The following is a 229-nucleotide window of genomic DNA, read 5'->3' as shown; positions in this document are numbered from 1 at the left end:
GTTGTTCGCCAAGATGGCGATTGCGCCGAGACAATTGCTGGTGCTCCGGGCGCCACGGAGCATCGTCGCGGGGCAGATGCACGATCTGGCGATCGACCCCATTGTCGATCTTTTTCCCGCGCACGCGCGGATCATTGATACCCTACCGCGGCGGTATCACCTCCCCGATCCCGACGCAGGCAGATGGCCGGGAAAGGTGCCGGCGTCGCTGTCCAGCATCGTCCCGGCA

1 protein-coding gene is annotated in these 229 nt (G+C 64.6%); it reads left to right on the top strand.

Annotated elements, in window-relative coordinates:
* A partial coding sequence (locus tag AC0IYH_RS34410) for a hypothetical protein (protein ID WP_471838990.1) occupies positions 1-229 on the top strand: 229 nt, incomplete at both ends.

This window comes from Pseudomonas sp. AC463, assembly GCF_979253585.1.
The sequence above is the reverse complement of the archived record's forward strand: the minus strand, read 5'-3'. Positions and strand labels throughout refer to the sequence as shown.